Below are 16,007 nucleotides of genomic sequence, written 5' to 3'. Positions count from 1 at the left end.
CTCTCCTCAGCTCGGTTCTGTGACGAAGGCCGCGGTCGACACGATGCCGGTATAGCCGTCGTCATCCTTGGCCACCTGGGCGTTGAAGCCGGAAATCGGCGTGACCGGGCGGAACTTGTAGCAGGCCCGCACCATCATCACCGCGCCGCCGCCGCCATGGATGAAATTGCGCTGCGGGGTGAAGGGTTCGGACTTGTCGACGCAGTCCGCGCGTGCGGGCGGGTCGGTCCAGGCCGCCATGTTCAGCGGGATCATCTCCAGTTGCAGGGAGGTCATGCAGCCGGGCAGGACGGAGGCGCGTTCGCAGATGTCTTCCCTGAGGGCGTCATGGGTGTCGGCGCCGGTGCCGATGCGCAGATCGCGCACCGCCATGTCCAGCGACCGTTCCAGCACCGTGTGACGGATGGTGACGGTGCCAAGCTCGATCGACGAGACGATCAGCATGACAAAAACCGGTATCCAGATGGCGAAGGGGATCAGCATGGTGCCCTCTTCGCTCTGGCAGAAACGGCGCAGCGGGGTGGGGGCGAAACGCATCATAGGGTCAGCCTCAGTTGGGTCAGGATGGTCGCGATTGAATTGAAGGTCTCTTCAAGCTCGTCCCCGCTGACGTCGAAGTAATGAGAGGGCGAAGACGCGCAGTCGCTCATGGCCCGCAGGCCGCGCGAGGGCGCTTCGACACCGATGGAATAGATCACCACGCCGTTGCTGCGGGCCGCGCCGCAGACGGTCGAGAGGCGGTTGTCGGCCTGGGTCGCGTTCACTCTGGTTTCCCATGCGTAATAGGCGTTCTGGTAGGTGCTGTAGCTGACCCGGCCGTCCTGATACAGGCGCCAGTACCAGTTGTTCGCGCGTGCGGTGGTCTTGATCCGGCCGTTCAGTTCGGCGTTGGACAGGCGGCGCGGGATCGGCTCGCGGCAGACACCGCCGTTGTAATCGTCGGCGTCGTCGCCGCAGATGCCGTCGTCCCAGCTGGCGTTGCCCGGCGCGGGTGGGGCAAGGCTTGCCAGCGGTCGGCCAAGGGCCGTCGCAAGGCCCGGATCGGTCACCACTTCGCCCAGGACGCTGACAGCGCCGCCGGTGACATGGCTGTAGGGGCCGCTGCGATAGGGGTTCTGGTAGCTGCTCAGATGTGGCCAGAAGAAGGTGCTGCTGTTCAGCCGGATCGAGTAGCGATCATCGCCGGGATCCGGCGTGCCACGGTCGTCGATCCAGACGTCGGACAGGCCGGACTTGTTGTGCTCCTTCAGGTCGTATTGCTGGGTGTTCTCGCCGTCCGTCATGACGATCACGAATTTCATCGTCTGGTTGTCGTCATGGGCAGCGGGGCGGATCGCCGCCACGTCCGATACCAGCCCGTCGCGGTTCATGTCCTCCATCACCGGGCGCATCGTCGGGTCAAGCAGGGCAAGGCCCCATTTCATCCCGAGGTCGATGGCGGTGTTGCCCCGGGCCTGGAAGGCATCGATACGCGCCTTCAGAACATCCGGGTCGCTGCTGTGCGCAACGATCGCCGCCGTCTCGCCCGTGTAGCACCACGGAGAGGACAGCTCCGGCGCGCCCTGGCCGTTGCCATAGAGGTCGAAGTGCGAAATCTGCCCAAGCGTCGCATCCGGGTCGATCTCTGTGGTGTCGAAATCCGCCGCGTTGAACCAGGCGCAATGGGAATAGTCGTGCCGCCCTTCCAGGCGGAAATACTGCGAGAAACTGTCGCCAAGGTTCACGGTCGCGTTGTAGGGCACGATCGAGATGGTGACGTTCGACTCGGCGCCGCCTTCGCCCAGCACCATGTCCACAAAGCTTTTCGCGGCTGTCTTGAGCTGTTCGATCTTCTGCCCCGACATGGAGCCGGAGATGTCCAGCACAAGCGAGATTTCCATGAGCGCGCCGGCGTTTTCGGCCCGGGCACGGCCCGCCGCCGCCAGCGTGTCGACACCGATCAGGGACATGAAGTTCGAGGAAATCGTGGTTTCGCCGCTGGCGGTCACGCGCTTCGAGTTGATGCCCTGCTGCACCTCGACAGAGGACAGGGTGTCGGCCATGTTCATCGCGCGGAAATAGTCGCCGACAACGAAGGTCGGGTCCATTTCGTTGTCGATGTTCGCCGCCGCGAGCACCGCCCGGTCCAGTGTGTTCTGTACCTTGTTCCGTTTCAGCTCGGCATGCATCATGTCAACGCCGATGCCGCCGAAGACCAGCATGACCAGAGAGCCCGCGATGGCGACATAGGACATGTTGCCGGACGGGTCGGCGGCGAAATGCCGGATGCGGTTCCCTGCAGTCGCAGCGATACCGCCAAGCGCGCTGCTCCGCAGGGCGGATGAAATAAATTGTTTTCTGGCCATATCAGGCACCTTTCTCACAAGCGGTCCCCCGAGTTCGAAACAGGGCGGGGGCTTGCCTTTCAGAGCCCGATAGATGGCCCTCCAACGTGGCCTAATTTGGGCGCTTTGATCTGTAATGTCTTAAAATTGCTCATGAATTTTTGAACGATCCGGGGTGTTGGGCGGGGATTGTCCCGTCTGGCCGGACAATTCTTGACACTTTCGCATAGGTTGTGCGGCGAATTCGGGCGAAAACCGGGTTGGGGCGTGGCGCGGTTTCACGTTAGGCTGACCGGGACGTCGCCAAACTGACGCAGCAGTTGTCCATAAGCATGGCGACGTGTTCCAAAGGAGGATCACCATGTCCGTGTTGCCGTCGAACGAACCGACATTCCGCCAGTCCGTCGATCTGATGTACAATCGCGCGGTGGCGCTGATGGATCTGCCGCCGGGGCTGGAGAACAAGATCCGCGTCTGCAACGCCACCTATACGGTGCGCTTCGGCGTGCGGCTGCGCGGCCAGATCCACACCTTCACGGGCTACCGGTCCGTCCATTCCGAACACATGGAGCCGGTCAAGGGCGGCATCCGCTTCGCGCTGGAGGTCAACCAGGACGAGGTCGAGGCGCTGGCGGCGCTGATGACCTACAAGTGCGCGCTGGTCGAAACGCCCTTCGGCGGGTCGAAGGGCGGGCTGTGCGTCGATCCCCGGGCCTGGGACGAGCACGAGATGGAACAGATCACCCGGCGCTTCGCCTACGAGCTGATCAAGCGCGACCTGATCAACCCGTCGCAGAACGTGCCCGCGCCCGACATGGGCACCGGCGAACGCGAGATGGCGTGGATCGCGGACCAGTTCGCGCGGATGAACACCACCGATATCAACGCGCGCGCCTGCGTGACCGGCAAGCCGCTGAACGCCGGGGGCATCGCCGGACGGGTCGAGGCGACGGGGCGCGGCGTGCAATACGCCCTGCGCGAGTTCTTCCGCCACCCCGAGGACATCGCCGCGGCGAACCTGAGCGGCTCGCTCGAGGGCAAGCGGGTGATCGTGCAGGGCCTCGGCAACGTCGGCTACCACGCGGCGAAGTTCCTGTCAGAGCAGGACGGCTGCGTGATCACCGGCATCATCGAGCGCGACGGCGCGCTGTTCTGCCCGACCGGGCTGGACATCGAGGCGGTGCGCGACTGGATCGTGAAGCACGGCGGCGTGACCGGCTATCCGGCGGCCAATTGCATCGCCGAGGGCGCCAAGGTGCTGGAAGAGGATTGCGACATCCTCATCCCCGCCGCGCTGGAAGGGGTCATCAACCTGACCAATGCGCATAACATCAAGGCCAGGCTGATCGTCGAGGCCGCCAACGGCCCCGTCACCGCCGGGGCCGATGACATCCTGCGCCAGAAGGGCGTCGTGATCATCCCCGACATGTATGCCAACGCGGGCGGTGTGACGGTGTCCTACTTCGAGTGGGTCAAGAACCTCAGCCACATCCGCTTTGGCCGGATGCAGCGCCGTCAGGAAGAGGCGCGCCACCAGCTGATCGTGAACGAGCTGGAACGGCTGGACCGGCATCTTGGCGACGCATGGTCGATGACGCCGGACTTCAAGGCGCAATACCTGAAGGGCGCGGACGAGCTGGAGCTGGTGCGCTCGGGCCTCGATGATACCATGCGCATCGCCTACCAGTCGATGCGCGCGGTCTGGCATGGCCGCGAGGACGTGACCGACCTGCGGACCGCCGCCTATATCGTGGCGATCGACCGGGTCGCGGCCAGCTACCGCGCCAAGGGTCTGTAGCGCTTTCAGGAAGGCCGGGCAGGGGGGCTGGTTTGCCCTGCCTGCCCCGCGGGGCCTTCCGGCCTTTCCAGCCGGGCAGCCCCTTGGGTGGCGCTGCCCGGCCTGACGCCGGGCGGGGCTACCCTGTCTCCCCTGCGCCGTCGGGCCTGCGTTCTCTTGCGCGGCGCGGGTCTTGCGCCGCAGGCCGGTTCTCCTCTGATCACACAGCCTTGTCGGGGTCGACAGGCGCCCCCGCCGGTGGGGCCTGATCGCCCGCCCGGCCCGTCCGGACAGGCCGCATCCCCCAGCCGCGCCGGGTGGGGCAAGGGCGCGTCGTCGCCCGACAGCCCGCACAAGACATCGGGAATTTTCGGAAAAGCAGGGGTTTTCGCCCCGGTTTCGCCACGATCCTTCCCGGCCTGCAGACCGAATCCTACCCGAAAAAGGCATTCGACACGCAGAGATGCTGCAGGGGGCGCGGCCAGACAGGAGAGACGCCATGAACAGGCCCTACGCCCGGCCCTTGCCCTTCATCGGGGCAGAAGACGGCACTATCACGATCTTCCCGACCTTCATGACCGTGCTGACGCTGATGCTGGCCGGGGCCTCGGTCGATTTCATGCGGCACGAGGCGTCGCGGGTGCGTCTTCAGGCAACGCTGGATCGCGCCGTTCCGGCGGCGGCGGATCTGGATCACGGGCAGCAGCCCGCCGATGTGGTCGCGGATTGCGTCGCCAAGGCCGGGCTGGCCGACGACCTGACCGTCTTAACCATGGCCTTCGAAACCGGTGACGCGGCGGCGGATCGGATGCGCCTTTGTGCCTCGTCCGACAGCCACTTCTTCTGGGTCGAGGGCGGAGAGTATCGACGCCCTCGACCCGATTTCCCGCCAGATCAAAAACCTGAGGCTCATCCAAGGTCCCGGGCAGCCGTCCTTCTCAACGCGTGCGGCGCGCGCGCCCGCTTCTTCAAATCGCCTTATTTATCCGCGGATTTCCGCTCAATCCTGCCCAATTGCTGCATTAACCCTTTTCCGGTGGGCGGCGGAAGTGTCGCGTTTCGGAGGGCATGACATGGCCAATACATATGAATGCAGAGAGCAGCGGGGGTTCATTCGCGACGAAGCGGGGAACATCACCGTCTTCTCGGTTTTCATGCTGGTTCTGATCCTCGGGATCACCGGGGCTTCGGTGGATCTCATGCGATCCGAGGCGATCAGGGCCACCATGCAGACGACCATGGACCGTGCCGTTCTTGCGGCGGCCGACCTCGATCAGCAGCAGCCCCCCGAAGACGTCGTGACCGATTACATGACCAAGGCGGGCCTCGGCGATGTGGTTGCCAGCATCTCGACGGACAGCGGGTTGAACTTCCGGACGGTCGAGGCCTCGGGCAAAGTCGACATGAGCACCCTGTTCCTTAAGTTGTCGGGCATCGACGTTCTGACGGCCCCCGCCTTCGCGGTTGCGGAAGAGAAGATCGCCAACGTCGAGATTTCTCTGGTGCTCGATATCTCGGGCTCGATGCGCAACAACGGGCGCATGGACAACATGCGCCCCGCAGCGCAGGCCTTTGTCGAAAAGGTGATGTCGGAAGAAAGCAACGGCGTCACGACGTTGAACCTGGTGCCTTTCGCGGGTTCGGTGAACCCGGGCGACATCCTGTTCGACTACTTCCGCGGCGAGCGCCCGAAGATCAACGAGAACAACGGCTGGGGCAACGGCGATCAGGACGCGCCCGGCGGTTCCCTGTGCAACAACAACGCCGAGAACTACGACGAGGGGCAGGCCGATCCGTCGTGCACGGATGGCTCGACCGAGACGGCGACCCCGGGCAGCGACCCGATCCCGGGCGGCAAGTTCTCGCCCTGGGGGCAGGCGATTTCCAACATCGTCTGGTACTTCGATACGGACGATGACGGCATCTACGATGTCGCACATAAGATCGAGGATTTCCCGGACAGCGCCTCGCGCGACGCGGACGACTTCCTTGGCGCCGTGCCCTTCCTGATCTCGCGGGACAGCGACCTGTCCGACAAGGACCAGTTTCTCGGCGCCTCGATCAAGGGTGGCCGGCAGAAGACCCTCTACTTTCAGGTGAAGGGCGACCAGAACGGTCCCGAAGCGGACCTTGGTCCGACCAAGAACAAGGGCCGGATCCCCGGCAACACCTACAGCTACGGCCAGGTCGATTTCACGCACTGGAACGGCGTCTACGAAGAGCCGAGCCCCGGTACCGAGGATGCCGCCGATCCCGACTACCAGTCGGAGGATCCCGATGTCCCGCAGGGGCAGCAGAAGAAGCAGCAGAACGTCAACATGCCGTCCTCCTGCATCGAAATCTATGCCGACGAGTTCGACACGACCCAGATGCCCTTGTCCGACGACTACATCCCGCATTTCAACTTCTGGCCCTACGATCAGGACGTCATGGATTGGGGCTGGTGCCCCGGAGAGGATACCGCGGTGCAGTATTATTCCTCGGACCGCCAGCACCTCGTCGATTTCATCGGACAGATGCGCATGCATGATGGCACCGGGCTTCAGTACGGCATGAAATACGCCCTCGCGCTGCTCGATCCCGAGAACCGCGACGAGCTGAGCCACCTAATCGCGAACGGGCTTGTCGATCCCAGCTTCGAAGGGCGCCCGATCGACTGGCACGACCAGGAGACGGAAAAATACGTGGTGCTGATGACGGACGGCGAAACCACCGAGCAGTATCGCCCGAACGACCCCAAGGCCTCGATCAACGGTGAGGTGGCCCTGCAGACGCAGGGGAGCGGAAGCTACTACCTGATGTCCCCCAAGTCGACCAATGTCTCCAACCTTCAGAAGCAATGCGCGCTGGCGAAGGAACGGGGTGTCACCGTGTTCACCATTGCCTTCGAAACCAACGATGCGGGGGCGGAAGACATGCGCCGCTGTGCGTCCTCCGACAGCCATTTCTTCCGGGTAAACGGTTCCGAGATTTCAGACGCATTCGACACTGTCGCTCGCCAGATCAATAACCTGAGGTTGATCCAATGATGTCCCGACTGTCCCCGTACCTCACGCGGTTCCGCCGCGAGGAAGACGGCAACGCCACCGTGGAATTCGCCTTCTACTTCACGGTCTTCTTCCTGATCCTCGCCGCCGGAATCGAGATCGCCATCCTGAACCTGCGCCACACCATGCTGGAGCGCGGCGTTGACCTTGCGACGCGGGAAATCCGGCTCTCGACCGGGCATGTGCCCGCCTACAGCGAGGTGAAGGCGGTGATCTGCGCCCAGTCGGTGATGGGAGACTGCGAAGCCAACTTGCGGCTGGAGATGCGTCAGGTCGATCCCCGCAACTTCGACGTCCTGCCGCATGACGCCGACTGTCAGAACGCCGAAGAGACGCCGCGCCCGGTGCGCACGTTCGAGGCCGGGCAGGACAACGAGCTGATGCTCATCCGCGCCTGCCTGAAGTTCAAGCCGATCCTGCCGACCACGGCCCTCGGAAAGGCGCTCACCAAGGACGACGACGGATATTCGCAGTTGATCGTGAATTCCGCCTTCGTCCAGGAACCGAGGTAACGTGCCATGCTGCGAGTGATTTCATCCCGTCTGGGCCGGTTTGCCCGCCGCGAGGACGGCACCATCGCCGTCGAAACCGTCCTGTGGGTTCCGCTTCTGCTGACCGTGCTGGCCTCGACCTTCTCGCTGCACGACGCGTTCCGCTACAAGAGCCTGAACGTCAAGGCGGCCTACACGATCTCGGACGCCCTGTCGCGCGAGACCGATCCGATCGATTACGCCTATCTGGATGGCATGGTCGACGTGATGGAGTTCCTGACCCGCTCCGACGGCCCCTATTCGCTGCGGGTGACACTGGTGCGCTACAACGATACCGATGGCACCTATGTCTCGGAATGGTCCAGGACACGCGGCGCCTTCGACGCGCTCGGCAACCGGGATCTGGAGGACCTCTACGAGAAGCTTCCGAACATGCTGCACAACGAGCGCGTGATCGTCGTCGAGACCGAGACCGAATACAACCCGCCCTTCGCCGTACCAGGGCTGAACGAGGCGCGGCTGTTCTACAACTTCGGCTTCACCCGCCCGCGCTTTGCACCGAAGATCGTGTGGCAGGACTGAGCCGCCTTCCGATCGCGCCGCCGCGTGGCGCCTCGGGGCCGTGATCCCGCAGGACAGGGCCGCTTGACCGGCCCTGTTTCGCGTTCGGGGCCGGGGGCGGACGGATGGCGCTGTGCATGAATTCGCCGATGCGATTGCGGGTGTTGCAGCGCGGCAGGCCGGGCACTAGATCACCGGGGTCTGTTGCCGGAGTACCGATATGTCCCGATTCCTTGCCGCCGCGCTGCTGCTGGCCGCCACACCCGCGCTTGCCGAAGACTACGACTGCGACCGTGCCGCCGCGGTGGTCATGCAGGCTGTCGAGGGGCGTGTGGCCGGTGCTTCCGAAGCAGAGGCCAGCAAGGCCCTTGTCGCGGAACTGGGCGAGGGCGTGGGCGACCAGCTGGCCGCGTGGGTCTATGCGCTGCCGCCGGAACAGCTGACACCGGCGGTCGGCGAGGCCTGGAAGACGCAGTGCGAGGCGCTCTGACCCGGTCCGGCCCCGGCTGGACACTGGCCCCCATCGGACCATACTAGGAGACATGAGCCTCCCACCCGGATTTCTTGATGAATTGCGCAACCGCACAAGCCTGTCCCACGTGGCCGGGCGCAAGCTGTTGTGGGACAAGCGCAAGTCCAATCCCGGCAAGGGTGACCTCTGGGCGCCCTGTCCCTTTCACCACGAGAAAACCGCGTCTTTTCATGTGGATGACCGCAAGGGCTATTACTATTGCTTCGGCTGCCACGCCAAGGGCGACGCCATCTCTTTCGTGCGCGAGACAGAGAACGTCGGCTTCATGGAGGCGGTCGAGATCCTCGCCCAGGAGGCGGGGATGGAGATGCCCGCCCGCGATCCCAAGGCGCAGGAAAAGGCCGACGAACGGACCCAGCTGGCCGAGGTGATGGAGCAGGCGGTGCAGTTCTACCGCCTGCAACTGAAGACCCGCGCCGCCGAAGAGGCCCGCGCCTACCTTGCCCGCCGGGGGCTGGACGCCGCCGCGCTGGACCGCTTCGAGATCGGTTTTGCCCCGCCGGGCTGGGAAAGCCTGCGCGAGCACATGGTCGGCAAGGGCGTGTCGCCGGATCTGCTTCTGGCTGCCGGGCTGGTCAAGAAATCCGACAAGGGCCGCGCGCCCTACGATGTCTTCCGCAACCGCATCATGTTCCCGATCCGCGACGGGCGGCGCCGCGCCATCGCCTTCGGCGGGCGGGCGATGGACCCGGACGATCATGCCAAGTACCTGAACTCGCCGGAAACCCTGCTGTTCGACAAGTCCCGAAACCTCTACAACATGGCACCCGCGCGCGAGGCCTGTGGACGCGGCGGGCGGCTGATCGTGGCCGAGGGCTACATGGACGTGATCGCGCTGTCCGAAGCGGGCTTCGCCTCTTCGGTGGCGCCGCTGGGCACCGCCGTGACCGAGCCGCAGCTGCACCTGATGTGGCGCATGTCCGACGAGCCGGTGATTGCGCTGGACGGCGACAAGGCGGGCCTGCGCGCCGCCTACCGGGTCATCGACCTTGCCCTGCCGCTGATGGAGGCGGGCCAGAGCCTGCGCTTCGCCGTCATGCCAGAGGGCAAGGACCCGGACGACCTGCTGCGCTCCGAGGGGCCCGAGGCGGTGGCCAAGGTGCTGGACGAGGCCATGCCCATGGTCGCGCTGCTCTGGCGGCAAGAGACCGAGGGCAAGGTCTTCGACAGCCCCGAACGCAAGGCGGCGCTGGACAAGTCGCTGCGCGCCCGCATCGCGCAGATCAAGGATCCGGGCCTGCGGCGCCACTACGGCGAGGAAATCAAGGAGCTGCGCTGGCAGCTGTTCCGCGCGCGGCGGCCGCAGCAACAGCAGGGCGGCGGGCAGGGCCGTCCCTTCCAGAAACGGGCCTGGGGCGCGCCGCCGCCACCGCAACCGCCCAGCCCGACCGCCAAGGCGTCGTTCCTCGCCACCGGCGACGAGGCTGCCGAACAGCGGTTGCGCGAGGCGGTGATCCTGGCCGCCGTGCTTTCCGCGCCGGGCATCGCACTGGAGTTCGAGCATCAGCTCGAGGACATGCCCTGCAGCGATCCCGACCATGCTGTCCTGCGCGACGCAATCCTGCGCGCCGCCGCCGATCCCGACCGCATGAATGACGCCGCGATGGAGGCAATCGGGCCCGAGGGGCTTGAAACCCTGCTGGGGGCACGCCATGTGGCTGTGATCCCCTGCATTCGTGCACCCGGCAATCCCGAGACCGCGCGTATGACCGTGGCCGAGGAACTGGCAAAGCTGGAAGCGCGGCGCGGCTGGCAGGCGGAGCTGAAAGAAGCCGAGGAGGATCTGGAGGATCTCGCCGACGAGGCGCTTACCTGGCGCCTGCGCGAAGCCTCTATCGCCCGCGCCCGGGCGGGCAAGCTGAACGACGAGGGCAGCGGAGAATACGAGGTTGCCCCCAACGGGGCGCATCTGGATAGGGATGAGCTGAAGCGGCGTGATTCGCTTTTCGCGTCCATCAAGTTCGAGAAAGGGCGCAAATAGCGTCTTCACGGTGACGAACAGGTAAAGAAAAACGGGTTAGACGGGTGTGCGAATCACTCAATCGCGGTATTGAGTCGAATCAATTCGAATCGCCCGCTATCCCGAATCAGGAGAGCCGCATGGCAGCCAAGGACAACGAAGACGCCAAGCCCGATAATGTTCAGGACGACGACGTCAGCCTCGACATGAGCCAGGCGGCAGTCAAGAAGATGATCGCAGAGGCGCGGGAACGCGGCTACATCACCTACGATCAGCTGAACCAGGTGCTTCCGCCGGATCAGGTCTCGTCCGACCAGATCGAGGACGTGATGTCGATGCTCTCGGAAATGGGCATCCAGGTCACCGAAGAGGAAGAGGCCGAGGACGACGACAACAAGGGCACCACCGACCTCGTCGAGACGAAGAAGGCGGGTGAGGTCGCGCTGGGTTCCGGCCAGACCGAAAAGCTGGACCGCACCGACGACCCGGTGCGCATGTACCTGCGCGAGATGGGCTCTGTCGAACTGCTCAGCCGCGAGGGCGAGATCGCCATTGCCAAGCGCATCGAGGCCGGTCGCAACACCATGATCCTCGGGCTCTGCGAAAGCCCGCTGACCTTCCAGGCCATCACGATCTGGCGCGACGAACTTCTGTCCGAGGACATTCTTCTTCGCGACGTGATCGACCTGGAGACCACCTTCGGCAACCAGATGGGCGAGGACGGCGAGCTTGACGAGCCGGTGGTCGCCACCGGCACTGTCGCACCCGCCGCCAAGCCCGCCGAGGGCAACGAACAGGGCCAGCAGGAACTGGACGCCGACGGCAACCCGATCCGCAACGACGACGACGATGACGACGACGAGCAGGCCAACATGTCGCTTGCCGCGATGGAAGCCGCGCTGAAGCCGCGCGTGCTGGAAACGCTCGACCGCATCGCCCGCGACTACGAAGGCCTGGCCGAGATGCAGGATTCGCGCATCAGCGCGACCCTGAACGAGGACGGCTCTTTCGACGCGACCGACGAGGCGATGTACCAGAAGCTGCGGTCCGAGATCGTCGAGCTGGTGAACGGCCTGCACCTGCACAACAACCGCATCGAGGCGCTGATCGACCAGCTTTACGGCATCAACAAGCGCATCATGTCCATCGACTCCGCCATGGTGAAGCTGGCCGACCAGGCCCGCATCAACCGCAAGGAATTCGTCGACGAGTACCGCAACCACGAGCTTGACCCCAACTGGCTGGAGCGTATGGCCGAAAAGCCGGGCCGGGGCTGGCAGATGTTCATCGAACGCTCCTCGGACAAGGTCGAGGAGCTGCGCGCCGACATGGCGCAGGTGGGCCAGTACGTCGGGCTCGACATCTCGGAATTCCGCCGCATCGTCGGGCAGGTCCAGAAGGGCGAGAAGGAGGCCCGGCAGGCCAAGAAGGAAATGGTCGAGGCCAACCTGCGCCTCGTGATCTCCATCGCCAAGAAATACACCAACCGCGGGCTGCAGTTCCTCGACCTCATTCAGGAAGGCAACATCGGCCTGATGAAGGCCGTCGACAAGTTCGAATACCGCCGCGGCTACAAGTTCTCGACCTATGCGACCTGGTGGATCCGTCAGGCCATCACCCGCTCGATCGCCGATCAGGCGCGCACCATCCGTATCCCGGTGCACATGATCGAGACGATCAACAAGCTGGTCCGCACCGGCCGCCAGATGCTGCACGAGATCGGCCGCGAGCCGACCCCGGAAGAGCTGGCGGAAAAGCTGCAGATGCCGCTGGAAAAGGTCCGCAAGGTGATGAAGATCGCCAAGGAGCCGATCTCTCTCGAAACGCCCATCGGCGACGAGGAAGACAGCCAGCTGGGCGATTTCATCGAGGACAAGAACGCGATCCTGCCGCTGGATTCCGCCATTCAGGAAAACCTGAAGGAAACCACGACCCGCGTGCTGTCGTCGCTGACCCCGCGCGAGGAACGGGTTCTGCGGATGCGCTTCGGCATCGGCATGAACACCGACCACACGCTGGAAGAGGTCGGTCAGCAGTTCAGCGTCACGCGCGAACGGATCCGCCAGATCGAGGCGAAGGCCCTGCGCAAGCTGAAGCACCCCTCGCGGTCGCGCAAGCTGCGCAGCTTCCTCGATCAGTAAGACCGGCTACCCCGAACCCGAAAGACCCCCGGCAGCGCAGGCTTCCGGGGGTTTTTCTTTGCGTTGGCCTACTTGCGATGCCACCACTGCCCCGACAGGAGGACGATTCTTGAAACAGACCCGGTTTACCATCGCGACAGGCGGCGCGGGCCTCTACGAGTTCACGCCCCAGGTCGCGCAATGGGTCGAAGGTTCGGGGCTGCTGACGCTCTTCATCCGCCACACCTCGGCCAGCCTGCTGATCCAGGAGAACGCCGACCCCGAGGTGCAGGCCGACCTGCGCGCCTTCTTCGAGCGTCTGGTGCCGCCCTCGGACGATCCGGACATGGCCTACCTGACCCATACCTACGAGGGGCCCGACGACATGCCGGCCCATATCAAGGCGGCGCTGCTGCCGGTGTCCCTGTCGATCCCGGTGATCGACGGGCGGCTGGGGCTGGGCAGGTGGCAGGGGATCTACCTGTTCGAACACCGCCGGGCCGCGCACCGCCGCGAGGTTCTGGCCCACCTCGCTTGACGCCACCCGGCAAAGCGCCCAGTGTCGCCCGCGTCGCCGGGTTGGGTATTCCGCCATAGGGTGGGGCGCCCCGGCCTGTTATCCTCGACCGCATGTCGTCTGCTGCTACAAACGCCAAACCCATGACCAAGACACGGATCATATCAGGACGGGCGCTCGGTGCCTGCGCGCTGATGGCGGCGGCCGGTGTGGCGGGGGCCGTGATCGGCCTGCCGGAATACATCGCGCGCACCGCGATCCAGGTTGCCGAAAGCTGCCTTGACGCGCCCGAGGACGAAACCCGCTGCCGCTTTGTCGGCGGGCCGCTTCAGATGGCCGGCGCGCCGGTGTTCCTGGAAAACTTCCACCACGCCTTTCTGCCCACCAGTGCCAAGATCGACTTTCTCGACGCGAAGGGCGAGACCTGGACCGCGCCGCCGCAGACGCTGACCGACGGCGCGACCATTCCACCGATCTTCGCGCCCCTTGTCGGGGATCGCCAAAGCCGCGAATACCTGATGGCCGCAGCCCTGCATGATGCCTATTGCGGCGTCGGCAACGAGGGGCTCGAGACATGGCAGACCCGCCCCTGGGAAGAGGTCCACCGCATGTTCTACGAGGCGCTGATCGTCAATGGCACGCCGCCGCAGAAGGCCAAGCTGATGTTCGCGGCGGTCTATCTGGGCGGGCCGCGCTGGGACGATCCCGAGCGTTCGCTGGAGGGCGTGGACGAGGCCGCCCTGATCGAAGAGATGAAATGGTGCCTTGACTGGATCGCGGAAAACAACCCCTCGGCGGACGAGATCGAGGCATGGATGCGCAAGCGCGAAGGGGCGCTGAAGGCCAGCATCGTCGCCGGGCCGGACTATGCCGACACTGCCGACCCGCGCGGACAGTAGATCGCGCCGCGCCTTTGCCTGTCCCGGAATTTCGGCCTCAGCATCTTGCGGCGGCATTTCCCCCCTACCCAAGGTCTGGCAGCGGCCCTATAGTGGCTGTGGATAAGTGGGCAAACCTCACGACCAGAGGCAGAGACTAGCAGACAAAAACGAGGGGGACGGCCCATGCGCTGCCCGTTTTGCGGTAATATCGACACCCAGGTGAAGGACTCGCGGCCCGCCGAGGATCACGTTTCGATCCGTCGGCGCCGGTTCTGCCCGGCCTGTGGCGGGCGCTTCACCACCTATGAACGTGTGCAATTGCGCGATCTCGTGGTGATCAAGACCAATGGCCGGCGCGAGGATTTCGACCGCGACAAGATGGAACGCTCCATCCGCATCGCACTGCAAAAGCGCCCCATCGATCCCGAGCGCATCGACCAGATGATTTCCGGCATCGTCCGGCGGCTGGAGTCGATGGGTGAAACGGACATTCCCTCGAAGATGATCGGCGAGATCGTGATGGAGACGCTGGCCCGCATCGACACCGTCGCCTACGTCCGATTTGCCAGTGTTTACAAGAACTTCCAGGCCGCCGACGATTTCGACAAGTTCGTGTCAGAGCTGCGGCCCGAGGGCCAGGCAGAGAAGTGACCGTCGCGGACACCCGCCATATGGCGCATGCGCTGGCGCTCGGGCGCCGGGGCATGGGGCAGTGCTGGCCCAATCCCGCCGTCGGCTGCGTGATCGTCAAGGCGGGCCGCGTGGTGGGGCGCGGCTGGACGGCGCCGGGCGGGCGGCCCCATGCCGAACCGCAGGCCCTGGCCCAGGCCGGAGAGGCCGCGCGCGGCGCCACCGCCTATGTCTCTTTGGAACCCTGTTCGCATCACGGCCAGACCCCGCCCTGCACGCAGGCGCTGATAACCGCCGGCGCGGCGCGGGTTGTCGCGGCGGTGCCGGACACCGATCCGCGCGTCTCGGGGAAGGGCTTCGCGGCGCTGCGCGCGGCGGGCATCGCGGTGACGACCGGCGTCCTGACCGAAGAGGCGCTGCGCGATCACGCCGGATTTTTCCTGCGCGTCGCGCAGGGCCGCCCCTGGGTGACGCTGAAGCTGGCCCTGACACTGGACGGGCGCATTGCCACCGCCTCGGGCGAAAGCCGCTGGATCACCGGACCCTCGGCGCGCCGGGCGGTCCACGGGCTGCGGGCCAGCCACGATGCGGTGATGGTGGGCGCCGGAACGGCACGGGCCGACGATCCGCAGCTGACGGTGCGCGGCTTTGGCGAGCGCCGCCAGCCGGTGCGTGTCGTGGTTTCGCGCCGGATCGACCTGCCGCTGATGTCGCAGCTGGCGCAGACCGCGCGCGCGGTGCCGGTCTGGCTGTGCCACGGCCCCGACACCCGCGCTGGACTGGCGCAGACCTGGACCGGGCTGGGCGCGCGGCTGATCTCTTGCCCGGTCGAGGCCGGGCGCGTCGATCCCGTGGCGCTGTTGCAGGCGCTGGGTCGCGAGGGGCTGACCCGGGTCTTCTGCGAGGGCGGTGGGCAGCTGGCCGCATCGCTGCTCTCGGCCGATCTGGTGGACGAGCTGCACGTCTTCACCGCGGGCCTCGTGCTGGGTGCGGAAGGCCATCCCGGGGTCGGCGCCATGGGCATCCCGTCGCTGGCCGTGGCGCCCCGATTGCAGCTTGTGGATGTCGTAACGGAAGGCAGCGATATCCACCACGTCTGGCGGCGGGACGAGGCTGCCTAGTTTCCCTTTGGTCAACGTGGGTTAGGCGCGCCTGTTCAGGTGTTCT

14 protein-coding genes are annotated in these 16,007 nt (G+C 65.2%); 12 read left to right on the top strand and 2 right to left on the bottom strand.

The window, feature by feature from the left end:
• Positions 1–6 precede the first annotated feature (6 nt).
• Both ACN5KJ_RS07285 and ACN5KJ_RS07280 read right to left on the bottom strand, forming a co-directional pair.
• Positions 7–540, bottom strand: coding sequence for a TadE family protein (locus ACN5KJ_RS07285; RefSeq protein ID WP_347165557.1), 534 nt, complete (start codon positions 538–540; stop codon positions 7–9).
• Entirely contained in the window at positions 537–2,345 is a 1,809-nt protein-coding gene (locus ACN5KJ_RS07280) for a pilus assembly protein TadG-related protein (RefSeq protein ID WP_418592987.1), read from the bottom strand. Before ACN5KJ_RS07280 ends, ACN5KJ_RS07285 begins: the two co-directional genes overlap by 4 nt.
• 340 nt (positions 2,346–2,685) lie before the next feature.
• Between ACN5KJ_RS07280 and ACN5KJ_RS07275 the strand changes: the two genes are divergently transcribed.
• From ACN5KJ_RS07275 to ribD, 12 genes are all read left to right on the top strand, one after another.
• Complete coding sequence (locus ACN5KJ_RS07275; protein ID WP_418592985.1) at positions 2,686–4,122, top strand: Glu/Leu/Phe/Val family dehydrogenase; 1,437 nt, start codon at positions 2,686–2,688, stop codon at positions 4,120–4,122.
• Positions 4,123–4,600: 478 nt separating this feature from the next.
• Complete coding sequence (locus ACN5KJ_RS07270; protein WP_418592983.1) at positions 4,601–5,173, top strand: Tad domain-containing protein; 573 nt, start codon at positions 4,601–4,603, stop codon at positions 5,171–5,173.
• Position 5,174: 1 nt separating this feature from the next.
• Positions 5,175–7,130, top strand: a complete 1,956-nt coding sequence (locus ACN5KJ_RS07265) for a pilus assembly protein TadG-related protein (RefSeq protein ID WP_418592981.1) — start codon at positions 5,175–5,177, stop codon at positions 7,128–7,130.
• Positions 7,127–7,660, top strand: coding sequence for a TadE/TadG family type IV pilus assembly protein (locus ACN5KJ_RS07260; protein ID WP_418592979.1), 534 nt, complete (start codon positions 7,127–7,129; stop codon positions 7,658–7,660). Before ACN5KJ_RS07265 ends, ACN5KJ_RS07260 begins: the two co-directional genes overlap by 4 nt.
• Before the next feature lie 6 nt (positions 7,661–7,666).
• Positions 7,667–8,221 carry a TadE/TadG family type IV pilus assembly protein gene (locus tag ACN5KJ_RS07255; RefSeq protein WP_418592978.1) on the top strand — a complete coding sequence of 185 codons (555 nt, stop codon included), beginning with the start codon at positions 7,667–7,669 and terminating at the stop codon, positions 8,219–8,221.
• Positions 8,222–8,420: 199 nt separating this feature from the next.
• Positions 8,421–8,690, top strand: a complete 270-nt coding sequence (locus ACN5KJ_RS07250; protein ID WP_418592976.1) for a hypothetical protein — start codon at positions 8,421–8,423, stop codon at positions 8,688–8,690.
• Positions 8,691–8,742: 52 nt separating this feature from the next.
• Positions 8,743–10,713: a DNA primase gene (gene dnaG, locus ACN5KJ_RS07245; RefSeq protein ID WP_418592974.1), complete on the top strand. Its 1,971-nt coding sequence runs from the start codon at positions 8,743–8,745 to the stop codon at positions 10,711–10,713.
• A gap of 119 nt (positions 10,714–10,832) precedes the next feature.
• The gene (rpoD, locus tag ACN5KJ_RS07240; protein WP_418592973.1) at positions 10,833–12,833 is read left to right on the top strand and encodes an RNA polymerase sigma factor RpoD; all 2,001 of its coding nucleotides are present in this window, start codon (positions 10,833–10,835) and stop codon (positions 12,831–12,833) included.
• 109 nt (positions 12,834–12,942) lie between these two features.
• On the top strand, positions 12,943–13,350 hold the full coding sequence (locus ACN5KJ_RS07235; RefSeq protein WP_418592971.1) for a secondary thiamine-phosphate synthase enzyme YjbQ: 408 nt from the start codon (positions 12,943–12,945) through the stop codon (positions 13,348–13,350).
• A gap of 122 nt (positions 13,351–13,472) precedes the next feature.
• Complete coding sequence (locus ACN5KJ_RS07230) at positions 13,473–14,228, top strand: DUF1353 domain-containing protein (protein ID WP_418592969.1); 756 nt, start codon at positions 13,473–13,475, stop codon at positions 14,226–14,228.
• Between the two features lie 165 nt (positions 14,229–14,393).
• The gene (gene nrdR, locus ACN5KJ_RS07225) at positions 14,394–14,861 is read left to right on the top strand and encodes a transcriptional regulator NrdR (protein WP_023851813.1); all 468 of its coding nucleotides are present in this window, start codon (positions 14,394–14,396) and stop codon (positions 14,859–14,861) included.
• A gap of 20 nt (positions 14,862–14,881) precedes the next feature.
• A complete protein-coding gene (gene ribD, locus ACN5KJ_RS07220; protein WP_418593561.1) occupies positions 14,882–15,961 on the top strand; it encodes a bifunctional diaminohydroxyphosphoribosylaminopyrimidine deaminase/5-amino-6-(5-phosphoribosylamino)uracil reductase RibD in 1,080 nt (359 codons plus the stop codon).
• The last annotated feature ends 46 nt before the right edge of the window (positions 15,962–16,007 follow it).

Source organism: Ponticoccus sp. (in: a-proteobacteria) (assembly GCF_048381735.1).
This window is presented reverse-complemented; position numbering and strand designations above follow the sequence as displayed.

Coding starts and splice junctions, on each gene's coding strand:
- rpoD (WP_418592973.1), top strand. CDS start 10,833: ATGGCAGCCAAGGACAACGAAGACGCCAAGCCCGATAATGTTCAGGAC.
- ACN5KJ_RS07265 (WP_418592981.1), top strand. CDS start 5,175: ATGGCCAATACATATGAATGCAGAGAGCAGCGGGGGTTCATTCGCGAC.
- ACN5KJ_RS07250 (WP_418592976.1), top strand. CDS start 8,421: ATGTCCCGATTCCTTGCCGCCGCGCTGCTGCTGGCCGCCACACCCGCG.
- nrdR (WP_023851813.1), top strand. CDS start 14,394: ATGCGCTGCCCGTTTTGCGGTAATATCGACACCCAGGTGAAGGACTCG.
- ACN5KJ_RS07255 (WP_418592978.1), top strand. CDS start 7,667: ATGCTGCGAGTGATTTCATCCCGTCTGGGCCGGTTTGCCCGCCGCGAG.
- ACN5KJ_RS07275 (WP_418592985.1), top strand. CDS start 2,686: ATGTCCGTGTTGCCGTCGAACGAACCGACATTCCGCCAGTCCGTCGAT.
- ACN5KJ_RS07285 (WP_347165557.1), bottom strand. CDS start 540: ATGATGCGTTTCGCCCCCACCCCGCTGCGCCGTTTCTGCCAGAGCGAA.
- ribD (WP_418593561.1), top strand. CDS start 14,882: ATGGCGCATGCGCTGGCGCTCGGGCGCCGGGGCATGGGGCAGTGCTGG.
- ACN5KJ_RS07230 (WP_418592969.1), top strand. CDS start 13,473: ATGACCAAGACACGGATCATATCAGGACGGGCGCTCGGTGCCTGCGCG.
- ACN5KJ_RS07270 (WP_418592983.1), top strand. CDS start 4,601: ATGAACAGGCCCTACGCCCGGCCCTTGCCCTTCATCGGGGCAGAAGAC.
- ACN5KJ_RS07260 (WP_418592979.1), top strand. CDS start 7,127: ATGATGTCCCGACTGTCCCCGTACCTCACGCGGTTCCGCCGCGAGGAA.
- dnaG (WP_418592974.1), top strand. CDS start 8,743: ATGAGCCTCCCACCCGGATTTCTTGATGAATTGCGCAACCGCACAAGC.
- ACN5KJ_RS07280 (WP_418592987.1), bottom strand. CDS start 2,345: ATGGCCAGAAAACAATTTATTTCATCCGCCCTGCGGAGCAGCGCGCTT.